The sequence below is a fragment of the Streptomyces cyaneus genome, from assembly GCF_004028635.1.
Taxonomy (GTDB): Bacteria; Actinomycetota; Actinomycetes; order Streptomycetales; family Streptomycetaceae; genus Streptomyces; species Streptomyces cyaneus.
In genome coordinates, this window is record NZ_RQJW01000006.1 from 242073 (window position 1) to 263580 (window position 21508).

Consider the following 21508-nt stretch of genomic DNA (forward strand, 5'->3'; position numbering starts at 1 on the left):
CAAGAACGTTGCATGGCCGCGGTATGCGCCTGGGCCGCTGTATTCGTCGGCTTGCTGCCGGGGCTGGTCCTGCAGACGCGCGACGCGCACGTCGGCGCCGCACTCGTCGTGCAGTGTGTCGTCGTGGCGCACACCGGTGGCGCCCTCACATGGGTGCTCACCGCTACGTCGGTACGGCTGGTCGCGTTCGGTTTCTGGCTCTTCTCCTATGTATGGCTCGGGTTGGCGCCGCTCGCCATGCTCGCCACCGACACCTACCCCCTCGGATACCGGACCGACGAGGCCAACGCCTTCTTCGTCACCGTCCTGATCGAGGTCGGGCTCCTCGCCTACAGCGTCGGAGCGCTGCTGGCCGCCAGGCGTGCCGGGCATCGCTCGGTCCTTCTCGGACCGGTGCTCGCCCGCAGGCTCACCCCGTTGCCCGTGCTCGCCCTGAGCGTTCTGTCGCTCGTTCTCGCGGTCGTACTCGTCCCCGAGCTGGGAGGGTGGGGCGCCTTCTTCACCAGCAGGCAGGCGCTGTGGCAGTCGAAGGCCGCGACGGACTCGGAGCGGACGCTGCGCACCTGGATCCTCGCCGTCCCCGCCTTCTGGGCGTTGGTGGGCCTGATTCACCTGCCCCGCCGGACGAAGGGCGACCGGTGGTTGCGCGGCGCCCGCCTGCTGCTGCTCCCGCTGCTGCTCGGCCTCAACGTGGTCGTCAACAACCCGATCAGCAGGCCGCGCTTCTGGGCCGGCACCGTCCTGCTGGTCCTGCTGTTCTCATGGAGCCGGCTCAACCGCCCACGGGCCTTTCGCCTCATCGCCGCGGCGATCACGGCGGTGGTGCTCCTCGTCTTCCCGTACAGCGACTACTTCCGCTACAGCGAACGTGAAGCCGTCCAAGTGGTGAGCCTGACGGAGCAGCTCACCTCCAACATGGACTACGACTCCTTCCAGCAGATGCAGACGGGCGTCGACCATGTGAAGGAGAATGGCTTCTCGCCGTCGGACGCGCTCGGCCCTGTGGTGTTCATGGTGCCGCGCTCCGTGTGGCCGGAAAAGCCGCAGGCCATCGGCATCACGCTCGCCCAGCATGCGGGCTACGACTTCTGGAATCTCTCGGCACCGCTGTGGATCGAGAGCTACATGTGGGCCGGTTTTCCTTCTGTGATCGCCGTCTTCTGCCTGCTGGGTGCGGCCGGACGCCGTATGGACGACATCCGGGAACGGCTCCGGGACAGCCGCACCACGCTGGCGTTTCTCCTGGTCCCGGCCTTCGCCTTCTACCAGATGATCTTCCTGCGCGGCAGCCTCCTGGCCATCGTGGGGCCGATGCTGCTGCTCCTGGTCGTCCCGCTGTTCATCACCCGCCGCGCCGCCCGGCCATCCCGGTTCCCTTCACCGGCGCTGCCACCCGCGCCCGCCAGCCACGCATCCATCCCCGGAACAGGAGGCATCCGTGACCAGCTCCACCAGCTTCGATGACCGGTACGGCGAACCGGACCAGCTCCGCGACCAGCTGCGCCAGCTGCTGAAGTACCGCGTGACCATCGCGCTGGGTATCGTCCTCGGGCTGCTCGGGGGACTGCTGCTGGTACTGCTCCGCGCAGGCAGCTACACCTCCACCGGTGAGGTTCTCGTCCGTTCGACGGTGGACCCGTTCAGCACCTTCGGCGTGTCCGTCGACAACCAGGTGAGCATGGGCACCGAGCAGCAGATCGCGCTCAGCGCCTCCGTCGCGGCCCGTGCGGCGAAGGCGTTGCGCGAACCGTCCCGTGCCGAGGCGCTGCTGAAGGAGCTGCGGGTCAGCAATGCGCCGCACACCCAGATTCTCCGGTTCGAGTACACCGCCGGCACGGCGAAGCGGGCGGCCCGGGTCAACAACGCGTTCATCGACGCCTATCTCGCCGACCGCAAGGAGCGGACCGACGCCACGGTACGGCGGATGGCGAACGCGCTGAAGCGGCAGGTCGCGCCGCTGATCAGAAAGAGCAACGCCGAAGTCGGCAAGCCCGGGAGCGCGGCTCTGCGGGACCAGATCAACGTGCTGCAGAAGCGGATCTCCGACTTCGAGTCCCGCGACACCAGCGGAGGCGACGTCGTACGCAAGCCCAAGCCGCCGAAGCACCCCGCGGGGCCGGGGCCGGTGGCGCTCATCGGTCTTGGCCTGATGGGCGGACTCGTGCTGGCCATCGTGCTCGCCTGGCTGCGGTCCGCCTTCGAACCACGGGTCCGCTCGGTCGCCGAGGTCCAAGGCGCGCTAGGGGCCCCGGTGCTGGCCATCCTCCCGGGTGCCGGGACGGACAGCGAGCTGCTGGAGGTCGGGCGGGTCGCCAGCAGCCGCGCGGAGGTGTACCGCACGCTCGCCTTCCACCTGCGCAGCGGCGACGCCCGTACGGCCGGCGGCACGCTGCTGGTCGTGGCCCCGAAGCAGGACCGCGAGGCCGAGGCGGCCGCCATCAACCTCGCCGCCGTGTTCGCCGAGTCCGGTGAGGACGTACTGCTGGTGGACGCCACCGCGAGCACACCGGGCCTCGCGGCAAGGCTGCCGCTGCTGACCGAGGATTCGGGCGACGAGACCGAAGGGCCGCGGCCTCTGGACGGCCGGGTCGTCGTCGACGCGGGCACGGCGGGGCGCATCATGCTCTGCCCGGACAGGCGGGGCGCCTCCACCGGCGACATCCCGATGTCCCCCATGGTGGCGCGTGTGCTGTCGTGCGCCGCCGGAAGGTCCTCGGTGGTCGTCACGCGGGCTCTGCTCGAACACGCCGACGGTCTCGCGGTCGCCCAACGTGCGGACGGCGTCCTCATCGTGGGCGGCCTGGAGCACACCACACGCGACGACCTCAGGCAGGTCCGCGAGCTGATCAGTTGCTCGGGTGGGCACATCGTGGGCGCGGTCCTCTGCCCGGGCACCCGGCGGAGCCTGCTCCGAGGTGCCCTGGACAGTGGCCGCGGGCAGGGGGAGCGGGGCTCGTCCGCGATGCCGGCCGCCCGCGCCGAGGCTCTGTCCGTCGCTGCGCATCAGGTCGACGGCCGCACGCAGGAAGAGCTGATCTCCCAGCCGCAGCAGAGCTCGTCCGCCCAGGACGACACGCTCACCGCCTCCAAAGGATGAGCGCCTCCGGAACGGCCCTTCCCACAGCCGATGGGAAGGCCGCCCGGAGCGGGGTCGCCGCCACCGCGAGGGGCGGGTGGTGGGGCTTCCTGGGTGCAGCGGTCAGCGCCGTCTTCGGCTACGTCCTCGTCACCCTGGTCACTCGTGCCCTCGGGGCGCACGGGTCGGGCGCGGTGTTCACCGGCGTAGCCGTCTTCACCATCCTCAGCAACACCTGCAAGCTCGGTGCCGACACCGGGCTGGTGCGCTTCGTCTCCCGTGACGTGGCCACAGGCGGCGGCCGCCAGGTGGGCGCACTTGTGCGCACCGCGGTCGTACCGGGAGCCGCGGTCAGCACCGGGGCTGCCGCGCTGCTGTTCCTGTCCCCCTCCACGGCCACCTCACTGCTGCCGAACCTGGCACCACAGGACGCAGTCACTCTGGTCCGGCTCTTCGCCCTGTTTCTCCCGCTGGCCACGGTCACCCTGATCCTGCTCGGCGCGACCCAGGGCTACGGCACCGTGCTTCCGCTGGTCGGGGTCGAGCAGATCGGCAAACCGGTACTGCGCGTGCTGATCGCCGTGCCGGTCGCGCTGCTGGCCCCCGGTGTGCTGAGCCTGGCCGCCGCCTGGCTCGTTCCCTCCCTGGCCGGCGTCCTCGTCGCCTGGCACGCGCTGCGCCGGTGCCGCCGTACCGGCGTCAGGCGTCCCCCCGGCCCCGACACGGCCACCACCAGGCACGGATTCTGGGCATTCTCCGTACCTCGGGCGATCTCCTCCGTCTTCGACATCAGCGCGGTCTGGGTGGGCGTCGTCCTGCTGTCCTGCCTGGCGACGAGCGAAGAGGCGGGCATCTACACCGCCGTCGGCCGGGTAGTCATCGCGGCGACGCTGCTGCAGCTCGCCATCCGGCTGGCCGTCGCTCCGGAGATCAGCCGTCTCCTCGCCGTGGGCGACATCCCACAGGCCCGCCATCTGTACCGGGTCTCGACGCGCTGGATCGTGCTGTTCTCCTGGCCGCTGCTCGTCCTGCTCACCAGCTTCCCGGGCACCGTCCTGTCGTTGTTCGGGCCGGAGTTCGAGCAGGGGGCGGCCGCGCTGGTGGTGCTCTGCGTCGCCTCGGCAGTCAACGTGGGGGTGGGAAACGCCCAGACGGTGCTCCTCATGGCAGGCAAGAGCTCTTGGCATCTGGCGGTCACCGGCGTCGCGTTCGCGGTGCAGCTGACGGTCGGCTTCCTCGCCGTACCCCGCCTGGGCGTCCTCGGAGCCGCCCTGTCCTGGGCTGCGGCGACCATCGTCGAGAACCTGGTCTCCGCCGCGTTGGTGCGGCGGCATCCGGGCTTCACGATCATCGACCACGGATATCTCCTGGCGACCGCCGCCGGCCTGTGTCTCACGGTGCCGCTGGTCCTTCCCGCCCGGCTGCTGGCAGGTGACACGGCCATCGGACTTGCCGTCGCAATCACCATGGGATTTTGCGTATTCGGTATAAGTTTGTGGCGATTTAGTGCACCCCTGGGAGTGCGTGAACTCGTCGGTGTGCTGCGCGAACGCACTACTTGAGGCCGCCTCAGAACCGAGACCGCCACTCCTGCTCCCCTTCTCCCACCCGTACTTGCTGCAACCAGGGATGTTCCATGCGCCTGAGAAAAAGCACGAAGCGGGGGGCCACAACGGCTTCGCTTGTGGCCCTCCTCGCGGCTGCCTCGCTCATCACCGCTTCGAGCTCGGCAGCCGACGGCGACGAAAAGACCCTGACCGCCGACCGTTTGGCGACCTGGCAGACCGACGGCATCGTCTGGTCGATCGAGTACGCAGGCGGTGTCGTGTACGTCGGCGGGACCTTCGACAAGGTCCGTCCGCCGGGCGCGAAGCCCGGACAGAGGGAGGTCGCACGCAAGAACTTCGCCGCGTTCGACGCCGCCACCGGCAAGCTGCTGCCGTGCGCCCACTCCTTCTCCGGCGGCGGTGACACCGTACGGGCGCTGAAGGCGTCGTCGGACGGCGAGGTGCTGTACGTCGGTGGCTCGTTCGGCAAGGTCGGCAAGGCCGCTGCGTCCAGCGCGGTCGCGCTCAACACGGCCGACTGCTCGCTGCGCAAGGACTTCCGCCCGCACATCTCGTCGTTCGTGCGGGCGATCGAGGTGACGGACGCCGCGGTCTACCTGGGCGGCGACTTCACGATCGTCAACGGTCAGAAGAGGCAGCGCATCGTGGCGCTCACCCCCAGCGGTTCGCTGCTGCCGTTCAAGGCGCAGATCGACGCTCCCGTACGGGCCATCCTCGCCGCGCCCGAATTCGGCAAGCTCATCGTCGGCGGCGACTTCCTCGAGGTCAACGACGAGTTCGAGTTCAAGCTCGTCGCCCTGCGCCCCGCCACGGGCACGACGGTGACCTCGTACCCGAGCTGGCTGCCGGCGAGATCGAAGGTGAAGGCGCTGGTGCGCGACGCGACCAACTTCTATGTGGCAGCCGAGGGCAAGGGGACGGGCATCTTCGACGGCCGCATCGCCGGCCGCCTGGGCAACGGCGAGATGATCTGGCGGGACACCTGCCTGGGCGCCACCCAGGCCCTCGCCGTGCACAACGGTGTGCTCTACAGCGGCTCCCACGCCCACAACTGCAGGGACACACCGGGCGGTTTCCCCGAGTTCAACAACCGCCAGCACTTCCTGGCCCAGTCGGTCCGTGACCGGCACATCCTGCACTGGTTCCCCGACACGGACGGTGGGACCGGCGAGGGCAACGGCCCCCGGGCGCTGAAGATGGCCGGTGAAGCCCTCTGGGCGGGCGGCGAGTTCACCGAGGTCAACGGCAGACGGCAGCAGAGTCTGGTCCGCTTCTCGGCCGGGCGCGACCGCGGAATCCCGGAGGAGCCGCCCCAGCTCGAGGCCTCGACGTCGGCCGCCGGGAAGATCACGCTCAGCTGGCGCGCCGCATGGGACCGGGACGACGCGGAGCTGAAGTACCTGGTCTACCGGGACGGCAAGCTCGTGGCCTCACCGACCCAGCGCTCCGCGGAGTGGAACCGCCCCACGATGACGCACACCGACTCCGTCACCCCCGGCTCCCGCCATCACTACCGGATCGCCGTCAGCGACGGCGAGAACACCTCGCCCCGGTCGAAAACGCTCGAAGTCACCGCGGCCGCCGATGGGCCTCCGAAGGAACAGCGTTGATGGGAGAACGTCTCGGCTACGCGCCAGGGGTCTTCGACCTCTTCCATGTGGGCCATCTGAACATCCTGCGCCGGGCGCGCGGGCACTGCGACCGGCTCATCGCCGGCGTCTGCTCGGACGACCTCGTGGTGCGCCTCAAAGGCAGGCCGCCCGTGGTCCCGCTCTCCGAGCGACTGCAGATCGTTCAGAGCGTGCGCTATGTGGACGAGACGTTCGTCGCGACCGTGGACGACAAGATCGGGATCTGGAAGGAAGTCGGATTCGACGTCATCTTCAAAGGCGACGACTGGCTGGGCACGGAGGTCTGGACGGCTCTCGAGACCGAATTCGCGCGGGTGGGGGTGAAGGTCGTCTACTTCCCGTACACCGTGCACACCTCGAGCACGCTGCTACGGGACGCACTCCACCTCCTCGCCCAGCGGAGCCCTTCCGAGCCTGCCGCGGGACAGCTCGCGGGACCGGGTCCGAGAGCAACGGAGGGCTGACAGCAACGGAGTGCTGACACGGGGCTCCTGGCCTCGCGCGGCTGTGGCCGACGGGTCTGCTGAGGCGGACCCGTCGGCCTGTCCGGCGTATCGCCCCGTCCCGCCACGTGCCGCGAGAACTTCACCCTCGTGGCTCACCACGGGTGGCGGCACGCTCACGCCTCGTAAAGATTGCTGTGCATGGCATATTCAGGCTCCTGGGTGCGGTATTCATCCCGGTTCCGCATACCTTCGCTCACTGCCGCGGCCGCCCTGCTGGCGGCCTGTCTGGCGCAGCCGGCATCGGCGGGCGCCGCACCGTCCGCCACCGCCGCGGCCACGGATCCCGCCCCCCGCGCCGCCGTCGGCGTAGCCACGTTGTCCACGGGCTGGTCCAACCCGTGGGCCATCGCATTCCTGCCGGACGGACGCTCGGCACTGGTGACCGAGAACGAGACCTCCCGGGTCTTCCGCCTCCGCGACGACGGCTCCAGAACCCTGGTCGGCAAGGTGCCGCACATGGTCCTCTTCCAGCCCGGAGACTCGGCCAAGGGCGGGCTGCTAGGGGCCGCGCTGTCTCCGACGTGGGACGGCGCCAAGGACAAGCGTGTGTTCTTCATGCACACCACCGCGACCGAGACCCGGGTCGTGCGGATGCACTACGACGGCAAGGCGCTCAGCGGCTACACCGTGGTGCTCGGAGGGCTCAGGCGGGGCTCGAACCACCACGGCGGCAAGATCGCCTTCGGGCCCGACGGCTATCTCTACGTCACGACCGGTGAGGCCACGCAGGCGCAGCTCGCGCAGGACAAGAACTCGATCAACGGCAAGATCCTGCGGATCACCAAGTCCGGCGCCCCGGCTCCCGGCAACCCGTTCGGCAACCACATCTACAGCTACGGCCACCGCAATCCGCAGGGCCTGGCCTGGGACAGCAAGGGCCGGCTGTGGTCGGTGGAGATCGGCCAGGAAACGACGGACGAACTCAACCTGATCGAGCCGGGCCGCAACTACGGCTGGCCGAGCTGCGAGGGCCACTGCACCGACAAGGGCATGACCAACCCGAAGGTCACCTGGGATCACACCACCGCCCCCGCCCAGATCGCGGTCGTGGGGGACAACCTCTACGTGTCGACCCTGCGCGGCTACCAGCTGTGGCGCATCCCGGCCGACGCGGCAGCCGGGGGCACGGGCGACGCCGTGAAGACCTTCATCTTCGGCGGCCACGCCCTCCGCGCCCTCGCCAAGGTCCCCGGCCGGAACGAGCTGTGGCTGGGCACGTCGAGAAGCGCGGACGGCGACATGATCATCCGCGTGAGCGTCGAGTAACCCTCCCGGCAGAAAGGGCGCAGGACCGATGAACGAAACCGACGAGCCCGTCGAGCAGGCCCCCTCGAAGGAGACGGAACAGTCCACCTGGCAGGCCCCCGCCCACGAGGTCATCGACACCGCGCTGGAGGTCACCGCCTACTCCCTCAACTCCCGCTAGCCGCCGCCGTGCTGCTGCTGGTACTCGGCACCGCCGCCGGCGGCGGCATACCCCAGTGGAACTGCGCGTGCCCTGGATGCTCCGGGGCCCGCGCCCACCCGCACCGCCGCCGCCGGCACGCCTCGCTCGCCGTACGGACGGGCGAGGGGCGCTGGTACGTCGTCAACGCGACCCCCGACATCGGCGACCAGATCGAGGACCGCCCCGAGCTCCACCCGGGGCCCGGCCCCCGCCAGACCCCGATCGCCGGCGTGATCCTCACCGACGCCGAACTCGACCACACCCTGGGCATCGCACGCCTGCGTGAGGCGATCGGCCTCCAGGTGACGGCCACGGCCCCCGTCCGCCAGGCCCTGCTGGAGCGCCTGCGCCTCGGCGAAGTGCTCGCGCCCTACACCGACGTGACCTGGCGGGAGCTGCCCGGACACGGCGCCGAGTCGCTCGAGGGCAGCTCGTCCGGCCTGCAGATCAGCGGCATCCCGGTGTCCGGAAAGCGCCCGCGCTACGCCGCAGACGCCCCGGACGACGACGCCTGGGTCGTCGCGCTACGCCTGTACGACCCCGTCTCCGGCGCTTGCGCCCTCTACGCCCCCGCACTGGCCGCCTGGCCCGACCGCCTCCAGCAGGCCGCCGCCGAGGCCGACTGCGTGATCGTCGACGGCACCTTCTGGGACGACGAGGAGCCCCGCCGTACCGGCATCTCCTCCCGCACCGCCACCGGCATGGGCCACCTGCCCATCGACGGACCGGGCGGCACGGCCGACCGCCTCGCCGCCCTCCCCGCCCGATGCCTCTACACGCACCTCAACAACACCAACCCCCTCGTCGACCCGGCGGCTCCCCAGCACAAGCGGCTCGCCCGGCTCGGCATCGAGGTGGCGTACGACGGGATGGTGATCGAGCTTTGAGCACAGCCGTGAACACGAGACCTGCCCCGCTTCCGGAGCCTTGGAGCCACGCGGAGTTCGAGGCACGCCTGCGCGCGGTGGGGGAGGAGCGCTACCACCACCGCCACCCCTTCAACCTCCGGATGCACAGCGGCGACCTCAGCCCTGACGAACTCCGCCGCTGGATCGTCAACCGCTTCCACTACCAGCGCCACATCCCCGTCAAGGACGCCCTGATCACCGCCAAACTGGACAGCCCCGAGCTGCGCCGGATGTGGCTGCGCCGCATCCAGGACCACGACGGGCCGCAGGACGGGGAGGGCGGCATAGAGCGCTGGCTGCGGCTCGGCGAGGCAGCCGGCGTGGACCGCGAGAAGCTGCTGCGCTCCGACTCCGTGCTGCCGGGCGTACGGCTGGCGGTCGACGGATACATCAACTTCTGCCGGCTGCGCTCCCCCCTCGAAGCCGTCGCCGCCTCACTCACCGAACTGTCCGCCCCGGAGCTCATGCGCACCCGCATAGACGCCTTCGAACGCCACTACCCCTGGATCGAAGCCGAGGGCCTCGCCTACTTCCGCAGCCGTGTCGCCCAGGGGCGGCGCGACAGCCGGGAGGCACTCGACCTGGTGCTGACCTGGGCCCGCAGCCGGGACGACCAGGAGCGGGCCGTGGCCGGGCTGCGCTTCAAGTGCGACGTCCTGTGGTCGCTGCTGGACGCCGTGGACCGGGCGGGCCCCCGGGAGCAGGAGTGACGGCGGCACCCGGGACCGACTGGCGGCCCGCGCTCGCCCCCGCCGTCGTGCGGCGGCACGACCCCGTACGCGACGCCGACCTGCTGCTCCTCCCGGAGCGCGTCGGCGTCCTGACGGGCTCCGCCGCAGCGGTCGTCGGTCTGTGCGACGGCACCCGCGGAGTGGACGACATCGTCGACGACCTGGCCGAACGCTTCCCCGGCGCCCCGGTGGCCACCGACGTCCCCCCGTTCCTCGAACGCCTGCGCAAGGAGGGCTGGCTCCGATGACCTCTGCCACCCCCTCGCCCGCCCGCCCCTGGGCCCTGCTGGCCGAGCTCACCCACGCCTGCCCGCTGCACTGCGGCTACTGCTCCAACCCCCTTGAACTGACGCGCCGTTCGCGGGAGCTGACCACCGAACAGTGGACGGACGTGATGCGCCAGGCGGGCGAGCTCGGCGTCGTCCACACACACCTCTCGGGCGGCGAGCCGCTGCTGCGCCGGGACCTGGAACGGATCGTCACCGCCGCCGAGGCCGCCGGCATCTACACCCAGCTGGTCACCAGCGGCGTGGGCCTGGACCAGGCCCGCCTGGACGCGCTCGCCTCCGCCGGGCTGCGCAGCGTCCAGTTGTCCGTCCAGCACGCCGACCCGCGCGCCTCGGACCGGATCGGCGGACACCGGTCGTTCGCCGAGAAGGAACGGGCCGCCCAGCTCGTACGGGCCGCCGGCCTCCCCCTCGGCCTCAACGTCGTCCTGCACCGCGAGAACCTCGACGCCGTCGACGACCTGATCGAGCTGGGCATCTCCTGGGGCGCGGACCGCATCGAACTGGCCAACGTCCAGTTCTACGGCTGGGGCCTGCTCAACCGCGCCGCGCTGCTGCCCACGCGCGCCCAGATCGCCGGTGCGCGGGACGCCGTCGAGCGGTGGCGGGACAGGCTCGCCACGGGTCCCGAGCTGGTCTGGGTCGTCCCCGACTACTTCGACGGTGTGGCCAAGCCCTGCATGGGCGGCTGGGGAGCGGTCTCGCTCACCGTCACCCCGGACGGCACCGTCCTGCCCTGCCCGGCCGCCGCCGCGCTGCCCGACCTGGACCCCCCGAACATCCGGGACCATCCCCTGCACTGGATCTGGGACCACTCCAAGGCGTTCACCCGCTACCGCGGAACCGACTGGATGGCCGACCCCTGCCGCAGCTGTTCCCGACGGGACGAGGACTTCGGTGGCTGCCGCTGCCAGGCGTACGCGCTCACCGGCGATGCCGGCCGTACCGACCCCGCGTGCCGGTTGTCCCCGGAGCACGGGGTGATCCGGGCGCTGGCGGACGAGGGCGCGGACGCAACCGCTCCGGTCAGGCGGCGCGTACCCGGTCGGTCCGAGGGCGCGGCCGCCCGGGTTTGACCTTCGTCACCCTCGGGGTATTCTCTCCGGCTCGATTGGCCAGCCCCCTGCCCCATATGGCAGACTGTCCGAGTTGCTCGGTCGAGTGTTGATGCTGCGCGCCTCCCGCCGGGAGGACCGGAAGCGAGTCCCACAGTACTCGTCGCCCTAACTGCCGTAAGGCAGCGCTGGGGCGGACGTACGGGAATCTTTCGGGAAGTGTCAGTGCGGCGCCGGCCAGGCATCCGGTGGGCCTCCTCGCCCCCGGCTTGCGGTTCCGGAAGGGCCGTGCTCCCCGGCAAGGGATGTTCGAACAAGGGACATCTGTGTCAGCGAGAGCGCGACACGCCCGACCGCGTGGGTCGGAGAAGAGGGACGGGAACACCGGGTTCCAGAGCGTTAGAGAGACAGGACTACTGAGTAGCCATGGCGGGACAGAAGATCCGCATCCGGCTCAAGGCCTACGACCACGAGGTCATCGACTCCTCGGCGAAGAAGATCGTCGAGACGGTGACGCGCACTGGTGCGTCGGTCGCGGGCCCGGTGCCGCTGCCCACTGAGAAGAACGTGTACTGCGTCATCAAGTCGCCGCACAAGTACAAGGACTCGCGCGAGCACTTCGAGATGCGCACGCACAAGCGCCTGATCGACATCCTCGACCCGACCCCCAAGACCGTTGACTCTCTGATGCGACTCGACCTCCCGGCCGGTGTCGACATCGAGATCAAGCTCTGAGGGCTGGTGATCTGAGAATGGCTAAGCAGATCAAGGGCATCCTGGGCGAGAAGCTCGGCATGACGCAGGTGTGGGACGAGAACAACCGTGTTGTTCCGGTCACCGTCGTCAAGGCCGGCCCCAACGTCGTGACCCAGGTTCGTACCAACGACGTCGACGGCTACGAGTCGGTCCAGATCGCCTTCGGCGAGATCGACCCGCGCAAGGTGAACAAGCCCCTCAAGGGCCACTTCGCCAAGGCCGACGTCACCCCCCGTCGCCACCTCGTCGAGATCCGCACCGCTGACGCCTCCGAGTACACGCTCGGCCAGGAAGTCACGGCCGAGGTCTTCGAGGCCGGCGTGAAGGTCGACGTCACCGGCAAGAGCAAGGGCAAGGGCTTCGCCGGTGTCATGAAGCGTCACAACTTCAAGGGCCTCGGCGCCGGTCACGGCACCCAGCGCAAGCACCGCTCTCCCGGTTCCATCGGTGGCTGCGCCACCCCGGGCCGTGTGTTCAAGGGCCTCCGCATGGCGGGTCGCATGGGCAACGAGCGGGTCACCACCCAGAACCTGACCGTCCACGCCGTTGACGCGGAGAAGGGTCTGCTGCTCATCAAGGGCGCGGTTCCCGGTCCGAACGGCGGCCTCGTCCTGGTCCGCACCGCGGCCAAGGGGGCCTGAGGTAACCGATGAGCACTGTTGACATCCTTTCGCCGGCGGGCGACAAGGCCGGTACCGTCGAGCTCCCCGCGGAGATCTTCGACGTAGAGAAGATCAGCGTCCCGCTGCTTCACCAGGTCGTCGTCGCGCAGCTGGCCGCTGCCCGCCAGGGCACGCACAAGACCAAGACGCGTGGCGAGGTCCGTGGTGGTGGCAAGAAGCCTTACCGCCAGAAGGGCACCGGTCGCGCCCGTCAGGGTTCGACCCGCGCGCCGCAGTTCGCCGGTGGTGGCGTCGTGCACGGTCCCGTGCCGCGTGACTACTCGCAGCGGACCCCGAAGAAGATGAAGGCCGCGGCCCTGCGCCACGCCCTCACCGACCGGGCCCGCAACAACCGCATCCACGTCGTCTCCGGCGTGATCGAGGGCGAGAACCCGTCCACGAAGGCCGCCAAGAGCCTGTTCGGCAAGATCTCGGAGCGCAAGAACCTGCTCCTGGTCGTCGAGCGCGCCGATGAGGCCGCGTGGCTGTCCGCCCGCAACCTGCCCCAGGTCCACATCCTGGAGCCGGGCCAGCTGAACACGTACGACGTTCTCGTCTCGGACGACGTGGTCTTCACCCAGGCCGCGCTCGAGTCCTTCGTGTCGGGCCCGAAGGCCAATGACACCGAAGGGAGCGAGGCCTGATGGCTATCCGTCACCCCGCCATTGCCTCGAAGGCCGCGAAGAAGGCCAAGGCCGCTCGCGTCGCCAAGGCGCGTCGCCACGCCGCCGAGGGCAAGAACACCGTCGTCACGCCGGCGAGCAAGGCGTTCACGGACCTCCGTGACATCCTGATCAAGCCGGTCGTGTCCGAGAAGAGCTACGCGCTCCTCGACGAGAACAAGTACACGTTCGTCGTCGCCCCGGGCAGCAACAAGACCCAGATCAAGCAGGCCGTCGAGACGGTCTTCGAGGTCAAGGTCACCGGGGTCAACACGATCAACCGCCAGGGCAAGCGCAAGCGGACCCGCACGGGCTTCGGCCAGCGCGCGTCCACCAAGCGCGCGATCGTGACCCTCGCTGAGGGCGACCGTATCGACATCTTCGGCGGTCCGACCGCCTAAGGGCGGTCCGGATCGTCCGATATCGGACGAGGACTGAGAAATGGGAATCCGCAAGTACAAGCCGACTACGCCGGGCCGTCGTGGCTCCAGCGTCGCCGACTTCGTCGAGGTCACGCGGTCCACGCCGGAGAAGTCGTTGGTCCGCCCCCTGCACAGCAAGGGTGGCCGTAACAACTCCGGTCGTGTGACCGTCCGCCACCAGGGCGGTGGCCACAAGCGCGCCTACCGCGTGATCGACTTCCGTCGTCACGACAAGGACGGCGTGCCGGCGAAGGTCGCGCACATCGAGTACGACCCCAACCGCACCGCGCGCATCGCGCTGCTGCACTACGCCGACGGCGAGAAGCGCTACATCCTCGCCCCGCGCAACCTGCAGCAGGGTGACCGCGTCGAGAACGGTCCCGGGGCCGACATCAAGCCGGGCAACAACCTGGCGCTGCGCAACATCCCGGTCGGTACCACGATCCACGCGATCGAGCTCCGTCCCGGTGGCGGCGCCAAGTTCGCCCGCTCCGCCGGTGCCTCCGTGCAGCTGCTCGCGAAGGAGGGCCAGATGGCCCACCTGCGCATGCCCTCCGGTGAGATCCGCCTGGTCGACGTGCGCTGCCGCGCCACCGTCGGCGAGGTCGGCAACGCCGAGCAGAGCAACATCAACTGGGGTAAGGCCGGCCGTAAGCGCTGGCTGGGCGTTCGCCCGACCGTTCGCGGTGTGGCGATGAACCCGGTTGACCACCCGCACGGTGGTGGTGAGGGCAAGACCTCCGGTGGTCGCCACCCGGTCTCCCCGTGGGGTCAGAAGGAGGGTCGTACTCGTGCTCCCAAGAAGGCGAGCAACAAGTACATCGTCCGCCGCCGCAAGACGAACAAGAAGCGCTAGGAGCGGGTTTAGATGCCGCGCAGTCTCAAGAAGGGGCCCTTCGTCGACGACCACCTGATCAAGAAGGTGGAAGCCCAGAACGAAGCCGGCACCAAGAACGTCATCAAGACCTGGTCCCGTCGCTCCATGATCGTGCCGGCCATGCTCGGCCACACGCTCGCGGTGCACAACGGCAAGACCCACATCCCGGTGTTCGTCACCGAGTCGATGGTCGGCCACAAGCTCGGCGAGTTCTCGCCGACGCGCACCTTCCGGGGCCACGTCAAGGACGACCGGAAGTCGAAGCGCCGCTAGTAGCGGATCGCATTCAGACACGTAAGTAACTGAGAGGGACAACCATGGAAGCCAGGGCCCAGGCGCGGTACATCCGCGTTACGCCCATGAAGGCCCGCCGCGTGGTGGACCTTATCCGTGGCATGGATGCCACGGAGGCTCAGGCTGTTCTGCGATTCGCTCCGCAGGCAGCCTCCGTGCCCGTCGGCAAGGTGCTCGACAGCGCCATCGCCAACGCCGCGCACAACTACGACCACCCGGACGCCACCTCGCTGTTCATCAGCGAGGCGTACGTCGACGAGGGCCCGACCCTGAAGCGGTTCCGTCCGCGTGCCCAGGGCCGTGCCTACCGGATCCGCAAGCGGACCAGCCACATCACCGTGGTCGTCGCCAGCAAGGAAGGAACCCGGTAATGGGCCAGAAGGTTAACCCGCATGGGTTCCGGCTCGGTGTCACCACGGACTTCAAGTCCCGGTGGTACGCCGACAAGCTGTACAAGGACTACGTCAAGGAAGACGTCGCCATCCGTCGGATGATGACGTCCGGCATGGAGCGCGCCGGTATCTCGAAGGTTGAGATCGAGCGCACCCGTGACCGTGTGCGGGTGGACATCCACACCGCTCGTCCGGGCATCGTCATCGGCCGCCGTGGCGCCGAGGCCGACCGCATCCGCGGTGACCTCGAGAAGCTCACGGGCAAGCAGGTCCAGCTGAACATCCTCGAGGTCAAGAACCCCGAGACCGACGCTCAGCTGGTTGCTCAGGCCGTTGCCGAGCAGCTCTCCTCCCGCGTCTCCTTCCGTCGGGCCATGCGCAAGAGCATGCAGTCCGCCATGAAGGCCGGCGCCAAGGGCATCAAGATCCAGTGCGGTGGCCGCCTCGGTGGCGCCGAGATGTCCCGCTCGGAGTTCTACCGCGAGGGCCGTGTGCCCCTGCACACGCTCCGCGCGAACGTGGACTACGGCTTCTTCGAGGCCAAGACGACCTTCGGCCGCATCGGTGTGAAGGTCTGGATCTACAAGGGCGACGTCAAGAACATCGCCGAGGTCCGCGCCGAGAACGCTGCGGCCCGTGCGGGTAACCGCCCGGCCCGTGGTGGTGCCGACCGCCCGGCCCGTGGTGGCCGCGGTGGCGAGCGGCGCGGTCGCAAGCCGCAGCAGGCTGCCGGCGCCGAGGCCCCCAAGGCCGAGGCTCCCGCGTCCGCTCCGGCTGAGAGCACCGGAACGGAGGCCTGACCGAAATGCTGATCCCCCGTAGGGTCAAGCACCGCAAGCAGCACCACCCGAAGCGCTCCGGCGCTGCCAAGGGTGGCACGACGGTTGCGTTCGGCGAGTACGGCATCCAGGCGCTCACCCCGGCGTACGTGACGAACCGTCAGATCGAGGCCGCTCGTATCGCCATGACGCGTCACATCAAGCGTGGTGGCAAGGTCTGGATCAACATCTACCCGGACCGTCCCCTCACCAAGAAGCCTGCCGAGACCCGCATGGGTTCCGGTAAGGGTTCGCCGGAGTGGTGGATCGCCAACGTCAAGCCCGGACGCGTGATGTTCGAGCTGTCGTACCCCAACGAGAAGATCGCCCGTGAGGCGCTGACCCGTGCGGCCCACAAGCTGCCGATGAAGTGCCGGATCGTCAAGCGCGAGGCAGGTGAAGCGTGATGTCGGCCGGTACCAAGGCGTCCGAGCTGCGCGAGCTGGGCAACGAGGAGCTTCTGGCGAAGCTCCGCGAGGCCAAGGAAGAGCTGTTCAACCTCCGCTTCCAGGCGGCGACCGGTCAGCTCGAGAACCACGGTCGGCTCAAGGCCGTCCGTAAGGACATCGCGCGGATCTACACCCTGATGCGTGAGCGCGAGCTGGGCATCGAGACGGTGGAGAGCGCCTGATGAGTGAGAGCAACGTGACTGAGCAGACTGCAGAGGCCCGCGGCTTCCGCAAGACCCGTGAGGGTCTCGTCGTCAGCGACAAGATGGACAAGACCGTCGTCGTCGCCGTCGAGGACCGCGTCAAGCACGCGCTGTACGGCAAGGTCATCCGCCGTACCAACAAGCTCAAGGCGCACGACGAGCAGAACGCTGCGGGCGTCGGCGACCGTGTCCTCCTCGCGGAGACCCGGCCGCTGTCCGCGACGAAGCGCTGGCGCGTCGTCGAGATCCTCGAGAAGGCCAAGTAATTTCCTGCGGGGCAAATCCGCAGGTCAGTTCCGCCAGGCTCCGGGTGGGTGTGTAACTTGCACACCCGCCCGGGGAACCGGCAGACAAACAGGAGATAGACGTGATCCAGCAGGAGTCGCGACTGCGTGTCGCCGACAACACTGGTGCGAAGGAAATCCTTTGCATCCGTGTGCTCGGTGGCTCCGGTCGCCGCTACGCGGGCATCGGTGACGTCATCGTCGCCACCGTCAAGGACGCGATCCCCGGTGGCAACGTGAAGAAGGGTGACGTCGTCAAGGCGGTCATCGTTCGCACCGTCAAGGAGCGCCGCCGTCCGGACGGCTCGTACATCCGCTTCGACGAGAACGCCGCCGTCATTCTGAAGAACGACGGCGACCCTCGCGGCACCCGCATCTTCGGCCCGGTCGGGCGTGAGCTGCGCGAGAAGAAGTTCATGAAGATCATCTCGCTGGCTCCGGAGGTGCTGTAAGCATGAAGATCAAGAAGGGCGACCTGGTCCAGGTCATCACCGGCAAGGACAAGGGCAAGCAGGGCAAGGTCATTGCCGCTTACCCGCGCGACGAGCGTGTCCTGGTCGAGGGTGTCAACCGGGTCAAGAAGCACACCAAGGCCGGCCCGACCGCCAAGGGTTCGCAGGCCGGTGGCATCGTCACGACCGAGGCGCCGATCCACGTCTCCAACGTCCAGCTGGTCGTTGAGAAGGACGGCAACAAGGTCGTCACGCGTGTCGGCTACCGCTTCGACGACGAAGGCAACAAGATCCGCGTTGCCAAGCGGACGGGTGAGGACATCTGATGGCTACCACCACCACTCCGCGTCTGAAGACGAAGTACCGCGAGGAGATCGCGGGCAAGCTGCGTGACGAGTTCAAGTACGAGAACGTCATGCAGATCCCCGGCCTCGTCAAGATCGTGGTCAACATGGGTGTGGGCGACGCCGCCCGCGACTCCAAGCTGATCGAGGGCGCCATCCGCGACCTCACCACGATCACCGGTCAGAAGCCGGCCGTCACCAAGGCCCGCAAGTCCATCGCGCAGTTCAAGCTGCGTGAGGGCCAGCCGATCGGTGCCCACGTCACGCTCCGTGGCGACCGCATGTGGGAGTTCCTGGACCGCACCCTGTCGCTCGCGCTGCCGCGCATCCGCGACTTCCGTGGTCTGTCCCCCAAGCAGTTCGACGGCCGTGGCAACTACACCTTCGGTCTCACGGAGCAGGTCATGTTCCACGAGATCGACCAGGACAAGATCGACCGTACCCGGGGTATGGACATCACCGTGGTCACCACGGCGACCAACGACGCTGAGGGCCGCGCGCTCCTTCGTCACCTCGGCTTCCCGTTCAAGGAGGCGTGAGCGAGATGGCGAAGAAGGCTCTGATTGCCAAGGCTGCTCGCAAGCCCAAGTTCGGTGTGCGTGGCTACACCCGCTGCCAGCGCTGCGGTCGTCCGCACTCCGTGTACCGCAAGTTCGGCCTGTGCCGCGTGTGCCTTCGTGAGATGGCTCACCGTGGCGAGCTGCCGGGCGTGACCAAGAGCTCCTGGTAATCCCCTATTTAGGGATTCCAGAGGCTCTCGGTAAGCATCTGGGTGGACAGGGGCCCGCCCCCGCATGGCTTAGGCTTGTGGGGTTGGGCGCCTGTCACGCCCGTACGACTTACTACGCCGTAGGTCCACCGCGCCGCACCCGTCCCGTCTCGGATCGGGGAGAGGGATGGCGCACCAGGAAACCCCGGCGAGAGAGGCCGAAGGCCAATTCATGACCATGACTGATCCGATCGCAGACATGCTTACGCGTCTGCGGAACGCGAACTCGGCGTACCACGACACCGTGGCGATGCCGCACTCGAAGATCAAGTCGCACATCGCGGAGATCCTCCAGCAGGAGGGCTTCATCACGGGCTGGAAGGTCGAGGACGCCGAGGTCGGCAAGAACCTCGTCCTGGAGCTGAAGTTCGGCCCCAACCGTGAGCGCTCCATCGCGGGCATCAAGCGGATCTCCAAGCCCGGTCTCCGGGTTTACGCGAAGTCCACCAACCTGCCGAAGGTGCTCGGCGGCCTCGGCGTGGCGATCATCTCCACGTCCCACGGGCTCCTCACCGACAAGCAGGCCGGCAAGAAGGGCGTGGGTGGGGAAGTCCTCGCCTACGTCTGGTAGCGGAAGGGAACGGAGGAAACAGCTATGTCGCGTATTGGCAAGCTCCCCATCACGGTTCCCGCCGGCGTGGACGTCACCATCGACGGCCGTACGGTCTCGGTCAAGGGCCCCAAGGGCGAACTGACCCACACCGTTGCCGCGCCGATCGAGATCGTCAGGGCTGAGGACGGCGTTCTGAACGTCACCCGCCCGAACGACGAGCGTCAGAACAAGGCCCTGCACGGCCTGTCCCGCACGCTGGTGGCGAACATGATCACCGGCGTGACCCAGGGTTACGTGAAGAAGCTCGAGATCAGCGGTGTCGGTTACCGCGTGACCGCCAAGGGCTCGAACCTCGAGTTCGCGCTCGGCTACAGCCACCCGATTCTGGTCGAGGCCCCCGAGGGCATCACCTTCAAGGTCGAGGCGCCCACGCGTTTCTCGGTCGAGGGCATCGACAAGCAGAAGGTCGGCGAGGTCGCGGCCAACATCCGCAAGCTGCGCAAGCCCGACCCGTACAAGGCCAAGGGCGTCAAGTACGAGGGCGAAGTCATCCGCCGCAAGGTCGGAAAGGCGGGTAAGTAAGCCATGGCATACGGACAGAAGATCCTTAAGGGCGACGCCTACAAGCGCGCCGCGATCAAGCGCCGCCACATCCGGATCCGTAAGCACATCAACGGTACGGCGGAGCGTCCGCGTCTGGTCGTTACCCGCTCGAACCGCCACATCGTGGCCCAGGTGATCGACGACATCAAGGGTCACACCCTTGCGTCGGCGTCCACCCTGGACACCTCGATCCGCGGTGGCGAGGGCGACAAGTCCGCGCAGGCCAAGCAGGTCGGCGCCCTGGTCGCCGAGCGTGCCAAGGCTGCCGGTGTCGAGGCCGTCGTATTCGACCGTGGTGGCAACCAGTACGCCGGGCGCATTGCCGCCCTGGCGGACGCCGCCCGCGAAGCCGGCTTGAAGTTCTGAGCCGTTCGTAGCTAGCGGAAAAGAGAGAGGTAAATCCAATGGCTGGACCCCAGCGCCGCGGTGGCGGTGCCGGTGGCGGCGAGCGGCGGGACCGGAAGGGCCGTGACGGCGGCGCAGCTGCCGCCGAGAAGACCGCGTACGTTGAGCGCGTTGTCGCGATCAACCGCGTCGCCAAGGTTGTGAAGGGTGGTCGTCGCTTCAGCTTCACCGCGCTGGTCGTGGTGGGCGACGGTGACGGCACCGTGGGTGTCGGTTACGGCAAGGCCAAGGAGGTGCCGGCCGCCATCGCCAAGGGCGTTGAGGAGGCCAAGAAGCACTTCTTCAAGGTCCCCCGTATCCAGGGCACCATCCCGCACCCCATCCAGGGTGAGAAGGCTGCCGGCGTCGTCCTGCTCAAGCCCGCGTCCCCCGGTACCGGTGTTATCGCCGGTGGCCCGGTGCGTGCCGTGCTCGAGTGCGCCGGTATCCACGACGTGCTGTCGAAGTCGCTCGGCTCCGACAACGCGATCAACATCGTGCACGCGACCGTGGAGGCCCTGAAGGGTCTGCAGCGTCCCGAGGAGATCGCGGCTCGCCGTGGTCTGCCGCTCGAGGACGTCGCTCCCGCGGCTCTTCTCCGTGCGCGTGCCGGGGCGGGTGCGTAATCATGGCGCAGCTCAAGATTACGCAGGTCAAGTCCTACATCGGTAGCAAGCAGAACCACCGTGACACCCTGCGCTCCCTTGGTCTCAAGGGCATCAACACGCAGGTCGTCAAGGAGGACCGCCCCGAGTTCCGCGGCATGGTGCACACCGTCCGCCACCTCGTGACGGTCGAGGAGGTCGACTGATCATGGCGGAGAACAACCCGCTCAAGATCCACAACCTCCGTCCCGCCCCGGGCGCCAAGACCGCCAAGACCCGTGTTGGTCGTGGTGAGGCGTCGAAGGGTAAGACGGCCGGTCGTGGTACGAAGGGTACGAAGGCCCGTTACCAGGTTCCGGAGCGCTTCGAGGGTGGCCAGATGCCCCTCCACATGCGTCTTCCGAAGCTGAAGGGCTTCAAGAACCCGTTCAAGACCGAGTTCCAGGTCGTGAACCTCGACAAGCTGGCCGCGCTGTACCCCGAGGGTGGCGAAGTCACCGTCGAGGGCCTCGTGGCCAAGGGTGCCGTTCGCAAGAACAGCCTCGTCAAGGTCCTCGGCCAGGGCGAGATCTCCGTGGCGCTGCAGGTGACGGTCGACGCCGTCTCCGGCTCCGCCAAGGAGAAGATCACCGCCGCCGGCGGTACCGTCACCGAGCTCGTCTGAATCCATCAGGCGTCTCGATGACTTGAGCGATCCCGACCGGGGATACCCCACAAATGGGGTATCCCCGGTTGGTCGTTCCAAGGGGGGCGGTCTCGCCGGTAAGGTG

Annotated in this window: 32 protein-coding genes; all 32 read left to right on the forward strand. The window is 68.4% G+C overall.

What is annotated here, in order from left to right:
• The first annotated feature begins 12 nt into the window (after positions 1-12).
• A complete protein-coding gene (locus tag EHO50_RS23240) occupies positions 13-1464 on the forward strand; it encodes a hypothetical protein (protein WP_128433121.1) in 1452 nt (483 codons plus the stop codon).
• Positions 1439-3097 (forward strand): hypothetical protein, encoded by a 1659-nt coding sequence (locus EHO50_RS23245; RefSeq protein WP_128433122.1) that lies wholly within the window; start codon positions 1439-1441, stop codon positions 3095-3097. The genes EHO50_RS23240 and EHO50_RS23245 overlap by 26 nt, the downstream gene beginning before the upstream one ends.
• Complete coding sequence (locus EHO50_RS23250) at positions 3094-4638, forward strand: oligosaccharide flippase family protein (protein WP_128433123.1); 1545 nt, start codon at positions 3094-3096, stop codon at positions 4636-4638. The genes EHO50_RS23245 and EHO50_RS23250 overlap by 4 nt, the downstream gene beginning before the upstream one ends.
• 122 nt (positions 4639-4760) lie before the next feature.
• The gene (locus tag EHO50_RS23255) at positions 4761-6254 is read left to right on the forward strand and encodes a PQQ-binding-like beta-propeller repeat protein (RefSeq protein WP_246101352.1); all 1494 of its coding nucleotides are present in this window, start codon (positions 4761-4763) and stop codon (positions 6252-6254) included.
• Entirely contained in the window at positions 6251-6739 is a 489-nt protein-coding gene (locus EHO50_RS23260) for an FAD synthase family protein (protein WP_128433125.1), read from the forward strand. The genes EHO50_RS23255 and EHO50_RS23260 overlap by 4 nt, the downstream gene beginning before the upstream one ends.
• Before the next feature lie 180 nt (positions 6740-6919).
• A complete protein-coding gene (locus EHO50_RS23265; protein ID WP_220096459.1) occupies positions 6920-8047 on the forward strand; it encodes a PQQ-dependent sugar dehydrogenase in 1128 nt (375 codons plus the stop codon).
• A 28-nt stretch (positions 8048-8075) separates the two neighbouring features.
• Positions 8076-8207, forward strand: a complete 132-nt coding sequence (locus EHO50_RS23270; RefSeq protein WP_128433126.1) for a pyrroloquinoline quinone precursor peptide PqqA — start codon at positions 8076-8078, stop codon at positions 8205-8207.
• An 8-nt stretch (positions 8208-8215) separates the two neighbouring features.
• On the forward strand, positions 8216-9115 hold the full coding sequence (gene pqqB, locus EHO50_RS23275) for a pyrroloquinoline quinone biosynthesis protein PqqB (protein ID WP_128433127.1): 900 nt from the start codon (positions 8216-8218) through the stop codon (positions 9113-9115).
• Between the two features lie 8 nt (positions 9116-9123).
• Positions 9124-9846, forward strand: coding sequence for a pyrroloquinoline-quinone synthase PqqC (gene pqqC, locus EHO50_RS23280; protein ID WP_128433128.1), 723 nt, complete (start codon positions 9124-9126; stop codon positions 9844-9846).
• Positions 9843-10115 carry a pyrroloquinoline quinone biosynthesis peptide chaperone PqqD gene (pqqD, locus tag EHO50_RS23285; protein WP_128433129.1) on the forward strand — a complete coding sequence of 91 codons (273 nt, stop codon included), beginning with the start codon at positions 9843-9845 and terminating at the stop codon, positions 10113-10115. Before pqqC ends, pqqD begins: the two co-directional genes overlap by 4 nt.
• Positions 10112-11230 (forward strand): pyrroloquinoline quinone biosynthesis protein PqqE, encoded by a 1119-nt coding sequence (pqqE, locus tag EHO50_RS23290; protein ID WP_128433130.1) that lies wholly within the window; start codon positions 10112-10114, stop codon positions 11228-11230. The genes pqqD and pqqE overlap by 4 nt, the downstream gene beginning before the upstream one ends.
• Before the next feature lie 405 nt (positions 11231-11635).
• On the forward strand, positions 11636-11944 hold the full coding sequence (rpsJ, locus tag EHO50_RS23295) for a 30S ribosomal protein S10 (RefSeq protein ID WP_003948644.1): 309 nt from the start codon (positions 11636-11638) through the stop codon (positions 11942-11944).
• Positions 11945-11961: 17 nt separating this feature from the next.
• Positions 11962-12606: a 50S ribosomal protein L3 gene (rplC, locus tag EHO50_RS23300; protein WP_062706771.1), complete on the forward strand. Its 645-nt coding sequence runs from the start codon at positions 11962-11964 to the stop codon at positions 12604-12606.
• Between the two features lie 8 nt (positions 12607-12614).
• Positions 12615-13271: a 50S ribosomal protein L4 gene (rplD, locus tag EHO50_RS23305; RefSeq protein ID WP_128433131.1), complete on the forward strand. Its 657-nt coding sequence runs from the start codon at positions 12615-12617 to the stop codon at positions 13269-13271.
• Positions 13271-13690 (forward strand): 50S ribosomal protein L23, encoded by a 420-nt coding sequence (gene rplW, locus EHO50_RS23310; protein WP_128433132.1) that lies wholly within the window; start codon positions 13271-13273, stop codon positions 13688-13690. The genes rplD and rplW overlap by 1 nt, the downstream gene beginning before the upstream one ends.
• 40 nt (positions 13691-13730) lie before the next feature.
• Positions 13731-14567 carry a 50S ribosomal protein L2 gene (gene rplB / locus EHO50_RS23315; protein WP_037887002.1) on the forward strand — a complete coding sequence of 279 codons (837 nt, stop codon included), beginning with the start codon at positions 13731-13733 and terminating at the stop codon, positions 14565-14567.
• Between the two features lie 12 nt (positions 14568-14579).
• The gene (gene rpsS, locus EHO50_RS23320) at positions 14580-14861 is read left to right on the forward strand and encodes a 30S ribosomal protein S19 (RefSeq protein WP_019753092.1); all 282 of its coding nucleotides are present in this window, start codon (positions 14580-14582) and stop codon (positions 14859-14861) included.
• Between the two features lie 44 nt (positions 14862-14905).
• Positions 14906-15253: a 50S ribosomal protein L22 gene (gene rplV, locus EHO50_RS23325; RefSeq protein ID WP_062706767.1), complete on the forward strand. Its 348-nt coding sequence runs from the start codon at positions 14906-14908 to the stop codon at positions 15251-15253.
• The gene (gene rpsC / locus EHO50_RS23330; RefSeq protein WP_003998826.1) at positions 15253-16074 is read left to right on the forward strand and encodes a 30S ribosomal protein S3; all 822 of its coding nucleotides are present in this window, start codon (positions 15253-15255) and stop codon (positions 16072-16074) included. The genes rplV and rpsC overlap by 1 nt, the downstream gene beginning before the upstream one ends.
• Before the next feature lie 5 nt (positions 16075-16079).
• A complete protein-coding gene (gene rplP / locus EHO50_RS23335; protein WP_030967307.1) occupies positions 16080-16499 on the forward strand; it encodes a 50S ribosomal protein L16 in 420 nt (139 codons plus the stop codon).
• On the forward strand, positions 16499-16723 hold the full coding sequence (gene rpmC, locus EHO50_RS23340) for a 50S ribosomal protein L29 (protein ID WP_003974259.1): 225 nt from the start codon (positions 16499-16501) through the stop codon (positions 16721-16723). The genes rplP and rpmC overlap by 1 nt, the downstream gene beginning before the upstream one ends.
• Complete coding sequence (rpsQ, locus tag EHO50_RS23345; protein WP_007384073.1) at positions 16723-17010, forward strand: 30S ribosomal protein S17; 288 nt, start codon at positions 16723-16725, stop codon at positions 17008-17010. Before rpmC ends, rpsQ begins: the two co-directional genes overlap by 1 nt.
• A gap of 101 nt (positions 17011-17111) precedes the next feature.
• Positions 17112-17480: a 50S ribosomal protein L14 gene (gene rplN, locus EHO50_RS23350; protein WP_003998823.1), complete on the forward strand. Its 369-nt coding sequence runs from the start codon at positions 17112-17114 to the stop codon at positions 17478-17480.
• Between the two features lie 2 nt (positions 17481-17482).
• Positions 17483-17806, forward strand: a complete 324-nt coding sequence (gene rplX, locus EHO50_RS23355) for a 50S ribosomal protein L24 (RefSeq protein WP_030046380.1) — start codon at positions 17483-17485, stop codon at positions 17804-17806.
• Complete coding sequence (gene rplE / locus EHO50_RS23360) at positions 17806-18363, forward strand: 50S ribosomal protein L5 (RefSeq protein ID WP_020135807.1); 558 nt, start codon at positions 17806-17808, stop codon at positions 18361-18363. The genes rplX and rplE overlap by 1 nt, the downstream gene beginning before the upstream one ends.
• A gap of 5 nt (positions 18364-18368) precedes the next feature.
• Entirely contained in the window at positions 18369-18554 is a 186-nt protein-coding gene (locus tag EHO50_RS23365; RefSeq protein ID WP_003948630.1) for a type Z 30S ribosomal protein S14, read from the forward strand.
• A 211-nt stretch (positions 18555-18765) separates the two neighbouring features.
• Entirely contained in the window at positions 18766-19164 is a 399-nt protein-coding gene (gene rpsH, locus EHO50_RS23375; protein WP_015658459.1) for a 30S ribosomal protein S8, read from the forward strand.
• A 24-nt stretch (positions 19165-19188) separates the two neighbouring features.
• Positions 19189-19728 carry a 50S ribosomal protein L6 gene (gene rplF / locus EHO50_RS23380; protein WP_128433133.1) on the forward strand — a complete coding sequence of 180 codons (540 nt, stop codon included), beginning with the start codon at positions 19189-19191 and terminating at the stop codon, positions 19726-19728.
• A 3-nt stretch (positions 19729-19731) separates the two neighbouring features.
• Positions 19732-20115, forward strand: a complete 384-nt coding sequence (gene rplR / locus EHO50_RS23385) for a 50S ribosomal protein L18 (RefSeq protein ID WP_007494754.1) — start codon at positions 19732-19734, stop codon at positions 20113-20115.
• 38 nt (positions 20116-20153) lie between these two features.
• Positions 20154-20759 (forward strand): 30S ribosomal protein S5, encoded by a 606-nt coding sequence (gene rpsE / locus EHO50_RS23390; RefSeq protein ID WP_009190144.1) that lies wholly within the window; start codon positions 20154-20156, stop codon positions 20757-20759.
• Positions 20760-20761: 2 nt separating this feature from the next.
• Complete coding sequence (rpmD, locus tag EHO50_RS23395) at positions 20762-20944, forward strand: 50S ribosomal protein L30 (protein ID WP_003974250.1); 183 nt, start codon at positions 20762-20764, stop codon at positions 20942-20944.
• Positions 20945-20946: 2 nt separating this feature from the next.
• Complete coding sequence (rplO, locus tag EHO50_RS23400) at positions 20947-21402, forward strand: 50S ribosomal protein L15 (protein ID WP_003974249.1); 456 nt, start codon at positions 20947-20949, stop codon at positions 21400-21402.
• The last annotated feature ends 106 nt before the right edge of the window (positions 21403-21508 follow it).

Coding starts and splice junctions, on each gene's coding strand:
- EHO50_RS23250 (WP_128433123.1), top strand. CDS start 3,094: ATGAGCGCCTCCGGAACGGCCCTTCCCACAGCCGATGGGAAGGCCGCC.
- rpsS (WP_019753092.1), top strand. CDS start 14,580: ATGCCGCGCAGTCTCAAGAAGGGGCCCTTCGTCGACGACCACCTGATC.
- rplR (WP_007494754.1), top strand. CDS start 19,732: ATGGCATACGGACAGAAGATCCTTAAGGGCGACGCCTACAAGCGCGCC.
- rplE (WP_020135807.1), top strand. CDS start 17,806: ATGGCTACCACCACCACTCCGCGTCTGAAGACGAAGTACCGCGAGGAG.
- rplC (WP_062706771.1), top strand. CDS start 11,962: ATGGCTAAGCAGATCAAGGGCATCCTGGGCGAGAAGCTCGGCATGACG.
- rpmC (WP_003974259.1), top strand. CDS start 16,499: ATGTCGGCCGGTACCAAGGCGTCCGAGCTGCGCGAGCTGGGCAACGAG.
- rpsE (WP_009190144.1), top strand. CDS start 20,154: ATGGCTGGACCCCAGCGCCGCGGTGGCGGTGCCGGTGGCGGCGAGCGG.
- rplB (WP_037887002.1), top strand. CDS start 13,731: ATGGGAATCCGCAAGTACAAGCCGACTACGCCGGGCCGTCGTGGCTCC.
- EHO50_RS23240 (WP_128433121.1), top strand. CDS start 13: ATGGCCGCGGTATGCGCCTGGGCCGCTGTATTCGTCGGCTTGCTGCCG.
- rplX (WP_030046380.1), top strand. CDS start 17,483: ATGAAGATCAAGAAGGGCGACCTGGTCCAGGTCATCACCGGCAAGGAC.
- rplO (WP_003974249.1), top strand. CDS start 20,947: ATGGCGGAGAACAACCCGCTCAAGATCCACAACCTCCGTCCCGCCCCG.
- rplD (WP_128433131.1), top strand. CDS start 12,615: ATGAGCACTGTTGACATCCTTTCGCCGGCGGGCGACAAGGCCGGTACC.
- rpsQ (WP_007384073.1), top strand. CDS start 16,723: ATGAGTGAGAGCAACGTGACTGAGCAGACTGCAGAGGCCCGCGGCTTC.
- rpsH (WP_015658459.1), top strand. CDS start 18,766: ATGACCATGACTGATCCGATCGCAGACATGCTTACGCGTCTGCGGAAC.
- EHO50_RS23365 (WP_003948630.1), top strand. CDS start 18,369: ATGGCGAAGAAGGCTCTGATTGCCAAGGCTGCTCGCAAGCCCAAGTTC.
- rpmD (WP_003974250.1), top strand. CDS start 20,762: ATGGCGCAGCTCAAGATTACGCAGGTCAAGTCCTACATCGGTAGCAAG.
- rpsC (WP_003998826.1), top strand. CDS start 15,253: ATGGGCCAGAAGGTTAACCCGCATGGGTTCCGGCTCGGTGTCACCACG.
- rplV (WP_062706767.1), top strand. CDS start 14,906: ATGGAAGCCAGGGCCCAGGCGCGGTACATCCGCGTTACGCCCATGAAG.
- EHO50_RS23265 (WP_220096459.1), top strand. CDS start 6,920: ATGGCATATTCAGGCTCCTGGGTGCGGTATTCATCCCGGTTCCGCATA.
- rplW (WP_128433132.1), top strand. CDS start 13,271: ATGGCTATCCGTCACCCCGCCATTGCCTCGAAGGCCGCGAAGAAGGCC.
- rpsJ (WP_003948644.1), top strand. CDS start 11,636: ATGGCGGGACAGAAGATCCGCATCCGGCTCAAGGCCTACGACCACGAG.
- pqqE (WP_128433130.1), top strand. CDS start 10,112: ATGACCTCTGCCACCCCCTCGCCCGCCCGCCCCTGGGCCCTGCTGGCC.
- rplF (WP_128433133.1), top strand. CDS start 19,189: ATGTCGCGTATTGGCAAGCTCCCCATCACGGTTCCCGCCGGCGTGGAC.
- rplP (WP_030967307.1), top strand. CDS start 16,080: ATGCTGATCCCCCGTAGGGTCAAGCACCGCAAGCAGCACCACCCGAAG.
- EHO50_RS23270 (WP_128433126.1), top strand. CDS start 8,076: ATGAACGAAACCGACGAGCCCGTCGAGCAGGCCCCCTCGAAGGAGACG.